The sequence below is a fragment of the Bacillus sp. SJZ110 genome, from assembly GCF_006715455.1.
In the GTDB taxonomy this organism is placed as follows: domain Bacteria; phylum Bacillota; class Bacilli; order Bacillales; family Bacillaceae; genus Bacillus; species Bacillus subtilis.
The window spans coordinates 1-9411 of record NZ_VFNF01000015.1 but is presented as its reverse complement, the minus strand read 5'-3'; the positions used below and the strand labels follow the sequence as shown (position 1 = coordinate 9411).

At 45.1% G+C, this 9411-nt stretch carries 2 pseudogenes; both read left to right on the top strand.

Features of this window, described 5'->3' with window-relative positions:
- Window positions 1-3618, top strand: a pseudogene (ppsC, locus tag FB592_RS20840) (plipastatin non-ribosomal peptide synthetase PpsC); the annotation flags it as partial.
- A gap of 25 nt (window positions 3619-3643) precedes the next feature.
- A pseudogene (gene ppsD / locus FB592_RS20835) lies at window positions 3644-9411 on the top strand (plipastatin non-ribosomal peptide synthetase PpsD); the annotation flags it as partial.

Genomic DNA, 9411 nt, shown 5'->3' with positions numbered 1-9411 from the left:
CAGTATTTGCAGGAAGTGCGTGAGACAGCATTGGAAGCCTTTGAGCACCAGGATTACCCGTTCGAAGAGCTTGTTGATAAGCTTGAATTGACACGAGATATGAGCAGAAATCCGCTGTTTGACGTAATGTTTGTTCTTCAAAACATGGATCAGGAATCGTTGGAGCTGGATGAACTTTGTCTCAAACCTGCAGCAAACAATGGGCATCAAACGTCCAAATTTGATTTAACCCTATATGCCCAGGAACAGCCCCGCGGTTTGCTGACGTTCCAAATGGAGTTTAGTACTGACTTATATAAGAAAAAATCGATAGAAAAGTGGCTTCAATGTTTCATCAATATGTTACTCTCCATCATCAAAGACAACAAAGCCGCTCTCGGAACAATAAATATCCTGAATGAGGATGAGACCCATTACCTTATCCACGAGCTCAATCGTACAAAAATAGATTATCCAAGAAATGAAACCATCAGCAGACTCTTTGAAATGCAGGCAGAACAAACGCCTAATGCTGTAGCAATTGTCAGCGACACCCAAGTATTTACTTACGAGGACCTGAACAGCTGGGCAAATCAAATTGCCTCAGTTCTACAGATTAAGGGTGTAGGGCCTGATAGTGTTGTAGCCTTGTTGACAGGCAGAACACCAGAACTCATTGCAGGAATGCTGGGCATTCTGAAAGCCGGGGGAGCCTATCTGCCTATTGCTTCTGATCTACCTGTTGAACGAATAGCTTATATGCTGTCAGACAGCGGGGCGGCATTACTCCTTCAATCTGAAAAAACAGAGAAACAGCTATTAGACATTGAATGTGAACAAATCATAATCGAAGGTATTCAAAAGCAAGGAGAAACGAAGAACGTTGATTCTTCAGCAGGGCCACATTCACTTGCATATATCATTTATACCTCTGGATCAACCGGTAAACCAAAGGGTGTCATGATTGAGCAGCGAAGTGTAATTCGTCTTGTTAAAAACAGCAATTATATTACATTTACACCTGAAGACCGCCTTCTTATGACATCATCAATCGGTTTCGACGTTGGGTCATTTGAAATTTTCGGACCGCTGCTAAATGGTGCCGCTTTGCATCTGTCCGATCAACAAACATTTCTCGATTCCCATCAGCTTAAGAGGTACATAGAACATCAAGGAATCACAACGATTTGGCTGACATCTTCTCTATTCAATCATTTGACAGAACAAAATGAACAAACATTTTCACAGCTGAAACATTTGATTATAGGCGGAGAAGCTTTGTCGCCGAGCCACGTCAATCGAATCAGAAATGTCTGCTCTGAAGTATCGATATGGAATGGATATGGCCCTACCGAAAATACAACTTTTTCGACATGCCTTCACATTCAAAAAACATATGAACTTTCCATTCCGATCGGGCGGCCGGTTGGTAATTCCACCGCTTATATCTTAAATCAATGGGGAGTGCTGCAGCCGGTCGGAGCTGTCGGTGAACTTTGTGTCGGCGGAGATGGCGTCGCCAGAGGATATTTGGGCCGTCCTGATTTAACGAAAGAGAAATTTGTCCCACATCCATTTGCACCTGGCGATCGACTGTATCGCACAGGTGATCTGGCGCGCTGGCTTCCTGATGGCACAATTGAGTACGTTGGCCGTATTGATGATCAAGTAAAAGTCAGAGGCTATCGTGTGGAGCTGGGTGAGATCGAATCAGCACTTCGCCAAATAGACGGAGTCAAAGAAGCGGCGGTGTTGGCACGTACAGGACAGTCAGGGAGCAAAGAGCTGTTTGGCTATATCAGCGTAAAAGCAGGCACGAATGCTGAACAAGTACGTTCACTTCTCGCGCGTTCGCTGCCAAACTATATGATCCCGGCGTACATTATTGAAATGGAGACTCTCCCGCTCACATCAAACGGCAAATTGAACCGAAAAGCACTTCCTGAACCAAATTTCACATCTAAACAAACGTACGCTCCACCTCGAAATGACCTTGAAGACCAACTTGTGTTGATCTGGCAGGAAGTTCTCGACATCCAGAGGATCGGAATAGAGGATTCGTTTTTTGAATTGGGTGGAGATTCAATCAAAGCCCTTCAAGTTTCTGCACGCCTTGGGCGCTATGGACTAAGCTTGCAGGTAAGTGATTTATTCCGTCATCCAAAGATAAAGGACTTATCACCATTTATCCGTAAGTCAGAGAGAATCATAGAGCAAGGACCCGTTCAGGGTGACGTTCCTTGGACGCCTGTTCAGCAATGGTTTTTTTCACAGGATATTGAAGAAAGACACCATTTCAATCAGTCTGTCATGCTATTCCATTCTGGACGTTTGTCTGAAAACGCCCTTAGACCAGCCTTGAAAAAACTGGCGGAGCATCATGATGCGCTTCGGATGGTTTATCGCAACGATGGCAGGCGATGGATTCAAATCAACCAAGGCATTCATGAGTCACAGCTATACAGCTTAAGAACCTCTGATCTTTCACAGTCAGAAAGCGGCTGGGAGACGCAAATCAAACAAGAAGTTGCAGATCTTCAGCAAAGCATCAATTTGCAGGAAGGACCGTTGTTGCACGCCGCTTTGTTTAAAACACTGACCGGAGATTACTTGTTCCTTGCGATCCATCACCTTGTCGTTGATGGTGTCTCATGGCGGATTTTGCTGGAGGATTTGTCAGCCGGATATCAACAAGCTGCTTCAGGCCAGACGATCCAGCTTCCACCTAAAACGGATTCCTACCAGGAATACGCAAGACGCATACAGGAATATGCCCAAAGCAGTAAGCTGATTCGCGAAGAGGCGTATTGGCGAAGTGTAGAAGAACAGCAAGCCGCAGAACTGCCATATGAAATACCGCATCATGTGAACATCGACTTCAGCAAAAGGGACTCATTAAGCTTTTCACTGACTGAAGCAGACACCGCCGTCTTGCTGCAAAACGTCAATCACGCCTATGGCACAGATACACAAGATATTCTGTTAACCGCAGCATCCTTGGCGATTTGTGAATGGACAGGAGGAAGCAAGCTCCGTATCGCTATGGAAGGACACGGGAGAGAACACATTCTGCCAGAGTTAGATATCAGCAGGACGGTCGGCTGGTTTACATCCATGTACCCGGCCCTCATAAGCTTTGAAAATCATAGGGATGAGCTCGGAACCTCAGTAAAAACCGTTAAAGATACACTGGGCCGGATACCAAACAAAGGGGTAGGTTACGGTATGCTGAAATACCTTACACACCCTGAAAATAAAAGCATTACGTTTTCAAAAACACCTGAAATCAGCTTTAACTATTTGGGCCAGTTCAACGACATCGAAAGACAGGACACCTTCCGCCCATCAAGCCTTGGTAGCGGAAAGGATATCACTCATACATGGAAGCGTGAGCAAATCATCGAGATGAGCGCAATGGCAGCAGACAAAAAGCTCCATTTCAATCTTAGTTATCCGCCAGCCTGCTTTCACAAAAACACAATGGAGCAGCTTATTAACAGGATTGAACACTTTTTGCTGGACATTATGAAACACTGCGCCGGTCAACAGAAAGCAGAAAAGACACTGAGCGATTTTAGCAGTCAATCATTAACGGCAGAGGACTTGGACAGCATATCCAGCTTGGTGGAAGAATTGTAGAAAATCGTGACAGGGAGACATGAACATGACAAAAGCGAATTCAATTCAGGATATTTATCCGCTGTCTTACATGCAGGAAGGGATGCTTTTCCATTCCCTCCTGCAAAAAGATTCACAGGCGTATGTTGAGCAAGCTTCTTTTACAATAGAAGGAAAAGTCAACCCGCAGTTTTTTCAAAACAGCATCAACGCTCTTGTAGAAAGACATGATATTTTCAGAACGATTTTTATCAGCCAAAATGTTTCCTCCCCCCAGCAGGTTGTTCTGAGAGAACGAAATATCATCGTCCTGGAAGAAGACATTACTCATTTAAACGAGGCGGAGCAATCACAGTTTATCGAGCAATGGAAAGAAAAGGACCGGGACCGGGGGTTTCATTTGCAAAAGGATGTGCTCATGCGCATCGCTCTTATTCAAACAGGAGAGAGCCAGTACTCTTGCATTTGGACCTTTCATCATATCATGATGGACGGTTGGTGCCTCAGCATTGTGCTAAAGGAGTTTCTGCATATTTACGCATCTTATGTAAATGCATCCCCTATAACATTAGAGCCGGTCCAGCCATACGGAAAGTATATCAAATGGCTGATGGAGCAAGACAAAGAGCAGGCGGTTTCTTATTGGGGGCATTATCTTTCCGGCCACGAACAGCAAACCGTGCTCCCGAAGCAGAAGAAAAAAACAAAGGGAAGAAGCAGGCAGGAACACGTTACATTTTCATTCTCTAAGGAAGAAAGCAGCAGACTTTCAGAGCTTGCTGCAAGAGAAGAAGTGACACTCAGTACGATTTTTCATACTATTTGGGGCATTCTGCTGCAAAAATATAATAATAACGATGACGCCGTATTTGGTTCTGTTATTTCAGGAAGACCCGCAGAAATCGAAGGCATTGAACATATGGTAGGTCTTTTCATTAATACGATGCCGGTTCGGGTGCAGGGGGCAAAAACGCCATTTCTTCAACTTATAAAAGATATGCAAAAAGACCGTCTTGCCGCTGAAGCGTACAGCTACCACCCTTTATATGAGATTCAATCCCGCTCAGCTGTTAAGCAAGGGCTGATTGATCATATTCTCGTATTTGAAAACTATCCGGTGCAGCAAGAGATTCAAATGCTGAACAAACAGGAACATGCTACTGATCTTTTTCAGATTCATAATTTCACTGTCGCAGATGAAACCAACTACAGCTTTTATCTTATGGTGGCGCCAGGGGAAGAAATTCATATCAAAATGAACTATGATGCGGTGCAGCACGATCGGTCTTTTGTGCTCTCTGTCAAAGAGCATCTTCTGAATGCTGTATCACAAATCTTAAATAATCCGAATCTTCCACCTGAAGAAATCGATATCACGACAGATACTGAAAAGCGGCAGCTGATTGGAGAAATCACAGATCGAACACCAGTTTACGAAACCATCCATGCCATGTTTGAAAAGCAAGCGGAAAAGACACCAGATGCTCATGCTGTAATTGATCAAGCCTGCTCATTAACATACAGAGAACTGAATAAAGCGGCTAACAGATTGGCACGGCATTTACGAATGAAAGGCGTTGTGAGACAGGAACCCGTTGCGATTATGATGGATCGCTCTGCGGCGTTTATCAGCGGCGTTCTTGGAATCTTAAAGGCAGGCGGCGCCATTGTTCCCGTTGATCCGCATTACCCGGCTGACAGAATCCGTTATATTCTGCATGATTGCGGCTGTTCGCATGTTGTTTCACAAGCGCATCTTTCCTCATCGTTAGAAGACAATTACATTATCACTCATCCAGAAGAAATCGAAAGCAAAGTAGACGGCAGTAACATAAAGTCAGTCAACGATGCTGACGATCTGCTGTATATGATTTATACATCAGGCACAACAGGTAAACCAAAGGGTGTTCAATTTGAGCATCGAAACATGGCTAACTTGCTGAAATTCGAATATACTCACTCCGGCATTGACTTTGAAGCAGATGTTCTGCAATTTGCGACACCTTCCTTCGACGTCTGCTATCAAGAAATATTTTCTGCGCTTCTGAAAGGCGGCACACTCCACATCGTTCCAGAAGACATAAAAAGAGATGTGCCTCAGCTGTTTACATTTATAAACAAGCATCAGACGAATATTGTGTTTCTCCCAACTGCTTTTATCAAAATGATTTTCAGCGAGCGAGAACTTGCGAACTCGTTTCCTGATGGCGTCAAACACCTGATCGCAGCCGGGGAACAATTAATGATTTCAGACCTTTTCCAAGATGTGTTGCGTGAACGCGGCATACACCTGCACAATCATTACGGACCTTCAGAAACTCATGTGGTATCTACGTATACCATTCATCCTGGAGACCCTATTCCTGAGCTTCCGCCAATCGGTAAACCGATAGGCTGTACTGATCTATATATTTTGAATCATCAAAAACAGCTTCAGCCATGCGGCGTACCAGGCGAACTCTATATTTCCGGCGCAAGTGTTGCCAGAGGATATGTCAATCACGATAAACTGACAAGCGACAAATTTTCATCCGACCCATTCAGGCCTGGTGTGATTATGTACCGGACAGGTGATTTGGCCAGACGGCTTGAAGACGGCAACATCGAATATATCGGACGAGCAGACAATCAAGTGAAAATCAGAGGTTATCGAATTGAGCCGCAAGAAATCGAAGTCACGCTAATGAATCATCCGGACATTAGTGAGGCTGCCATTCTCATCTGGCAAGATCAAAACGGTGAACATGAATTATGCGCTTACTATTGCAGTGTACAAAAGCTGAATGCAATAGATTTACGCAGTTATATGGCTAGTGAGCTCCCAGAATACATGATTCCGGCGAAATGGATATGGGTTGACAGCATACCTCTTACCCCAAACGGAAAAGTAGATCGCGCAGCACTTCCGGAGCCAGATGCTTCAATCAGCGGAAACCCATATACTGCCCCTCGAAATCTGTTAGAGGCAAAGCTTTCGCAACTATTTGAAGATGTGCTAAAGAATGGGCATATAGGCATCCAAGACAACTTTTTTGACAATGGCGGCCACTCGTTAAAAGCAACAGTGCTTATGTCACGGATCGCAAAGGAATTCCATGTGCAAGTTTCACTTAAGGACATCTTTGCTCATCCGACTGTTGAAGGATTAGCTTTAATCATTCGAGAGGCAGAACAAAATCCGTATGCAGCAATTGAACCAGCAGAAAAAAGAGATACATATCCTGTATCTTCGGCCCAAAAACGAATCTATGTGCTTCAACAGCTTGATGAGGGTGTCGCCTATAACATGCCTGCGGTCTTAGAACTGGAAGGTGCACTGGATGTCGCCAAACTGTCTGCTGTATGTAAAGAACTGATCAGCCGGCATGAGCCGCTTCGAACTTCCTTTGTATCCGGAGCTGATGACGAGCCGGTTCAGCGTATCCACACCGAAGTGCCGTTTACGTTAAGTAAAGAGACCACTATCGAGGGATTTGTCCGTCCCTTTGATCTCAGCCAGGCGCCATTATTTAGAGCAGGCCTTATAGAAGTGTCAAACGAGAAGCATGTATTGCTGGTGGATATGCACCATATCATTTCAGATGGCGTATCCGTTCAGCTCCTAATCCGAGAATTTACCGATCTTTATGCAAACCGGCAGCTTAAGCCATTGCGGATCCAATATAAAGATTACGCCGTATGGCAGCAGAAATTTAAAAAGGGAGACTCGTACCAAAAGCAGGAGACTTACTGGCAGCAGCAGTTTAGCGGGGATCTTCCTATACTGGAGCTTCCAACAGATAAACGACGTCCGGCAGAACGGCAATTCATAGGCGGAAAAGTAACCTTTCAATTGGACAAAGAGATCACGGCCCGCATAAAGCGGCTCGCCCATAAAAACAGAAGCACGCTTTATATGACGCTTCTCGCTTTGTATTCAGCCTTTTTGTCTCGGTTAAGCGGTCAGGATGATATCGTGATTGGTTCACCTATCGCCGGACGGCCCCATGCCGACCTTGAAGCTGTTCTTGGGATGTTCGTCAATACACTGGCTCTCCGCACACGCCCGGCGGGTAATAAGACGTTTGAGGAATTTCTGAAAGAAGTCAGACAGACGGCACTAGAAGCGTATGAGCATCAGGATTACCCGTTTGAAGAGCTTGTGGACAAACTCGGTGTGCAGCGGGAAATGAGCCGGAATCCTTTGTTTGACACAACGCTAGTCCTTCAGAATATGGAACAGCAAAAGCTAAAAATGAATGATGTACAGCTTCAGTGGAACGACTTGGTGCACCCAATATCAAAATTTGATATTTCCCTATACGTTACAGAACATGATTCCGAGCTTTTCTGTCAGTTTGAATACAGTACAGCTTTGTTTGAGAAAGAAACCATCCAAAGGTGGGCCAGCCTTTTCACCACGCTTGTGGAACATACAGCTGCCAGTCCTGAAACAGAATTGGACAATATTCCAATCTTAACAAAAGAAGAAGAGCGAGATTTCATTGAATCATGCCATCTGTTTGAGGAGACGGGCTATTCAATGAATCAAACGCTCCACTATGCACTCGAACAGCAGGCAGCAAAAACGCCTGATCAGGCGGCCGTTATCTTCGAAGATGGAGTGATGACCTATAAAGAATTGAACGAACAGGCTAACCGTATCGCCTGGGAGCTGATCGGACGGGGGGTAAAACCCGAAACGACTGTTGCCATTATAGGAAAGCGTTCACCTGAAATGCTGCTTGGCATTTATGGCATTCTTAAAGCTGGCGGCGCTTATCTGCCCATCGACCCGGATTATCCGGAAGAACGAATCAGCTTTCTGCTGGAGGACAGCGGTACAAACATTCTCCTGCTTCAGTCTGCCGGCCTTCATGTTCCGGAATTTACAGGAGAGATTGTCTATCTCAATCAGACAAATAGCGGACTGGCACATCGTTTGTCCAATCCGAATGTGGATGTTCTCCCGCAATCTTTAGCCTATGTCATCTATACATCCGGCTCTACCGGGATGCCTAAGGGTGTTGAAATTGAACATCGATCAGCGGTGAATTTTTTGAATTCCCTACAGTCCCGCTATCAACTGAACCAATCAGATGTGATTATGCATAAAACATCTTATTCATTTGACGCTTCAATATGGGAACTGTTTTGGTGGTCTTATGCCGGTGCTTCTGTTTATCTGCTTCCTCAGGGAGGCGAAAAAGAACCTGAAGTGATCGCGCAAGCTATAGAGGAACAAAAGATCACAGCTATGCATTTTGTGCCTTCAATGCTTCATGTATTTTTAGAACATATAAAATATCGCTCTGTACCGATTAAGACAAACAGACTCAAGCGAGTGTTTTCTGGAGGAGAACAGCTGGGGACCCATCTTGTCTCCCGATTTTACGAGTTGCTTCCAAATGTTTCAATAACCAATTCCTATGGGCCAACGGAAGCAACCGTAGAAGCTGCATTCTTTGATTGTCCGCCGCAAGAAAAACTTGAACGGATTCCAATTGGAAAACCTGTTCATCATGTCAGATTGTATATCCTGAATCAGAATCAGCGGATGCTGCCAGCTGGATGTATCGGCGAACTGTACATTGCCGGAGCAGGTGTTGCCAGAGGTTATTTGAATCGGCCGGCATTAACGGAGGAGCGTTTTCTTGAGGACCCGTTTTACCCGGGTGAACGCATGTACAAAACAGGGGATGTGGCGCGCTGGCTCCCTGACGGGAATGTTGAATTCCTTGGGCGCACGGATGATCAGGTAAAAATCCGCGGCTACCGGATTGAGCCGGGAGAAATTGAAGCGGCACTAAGAAGTATAGAAGGTGTAAGAGAGGC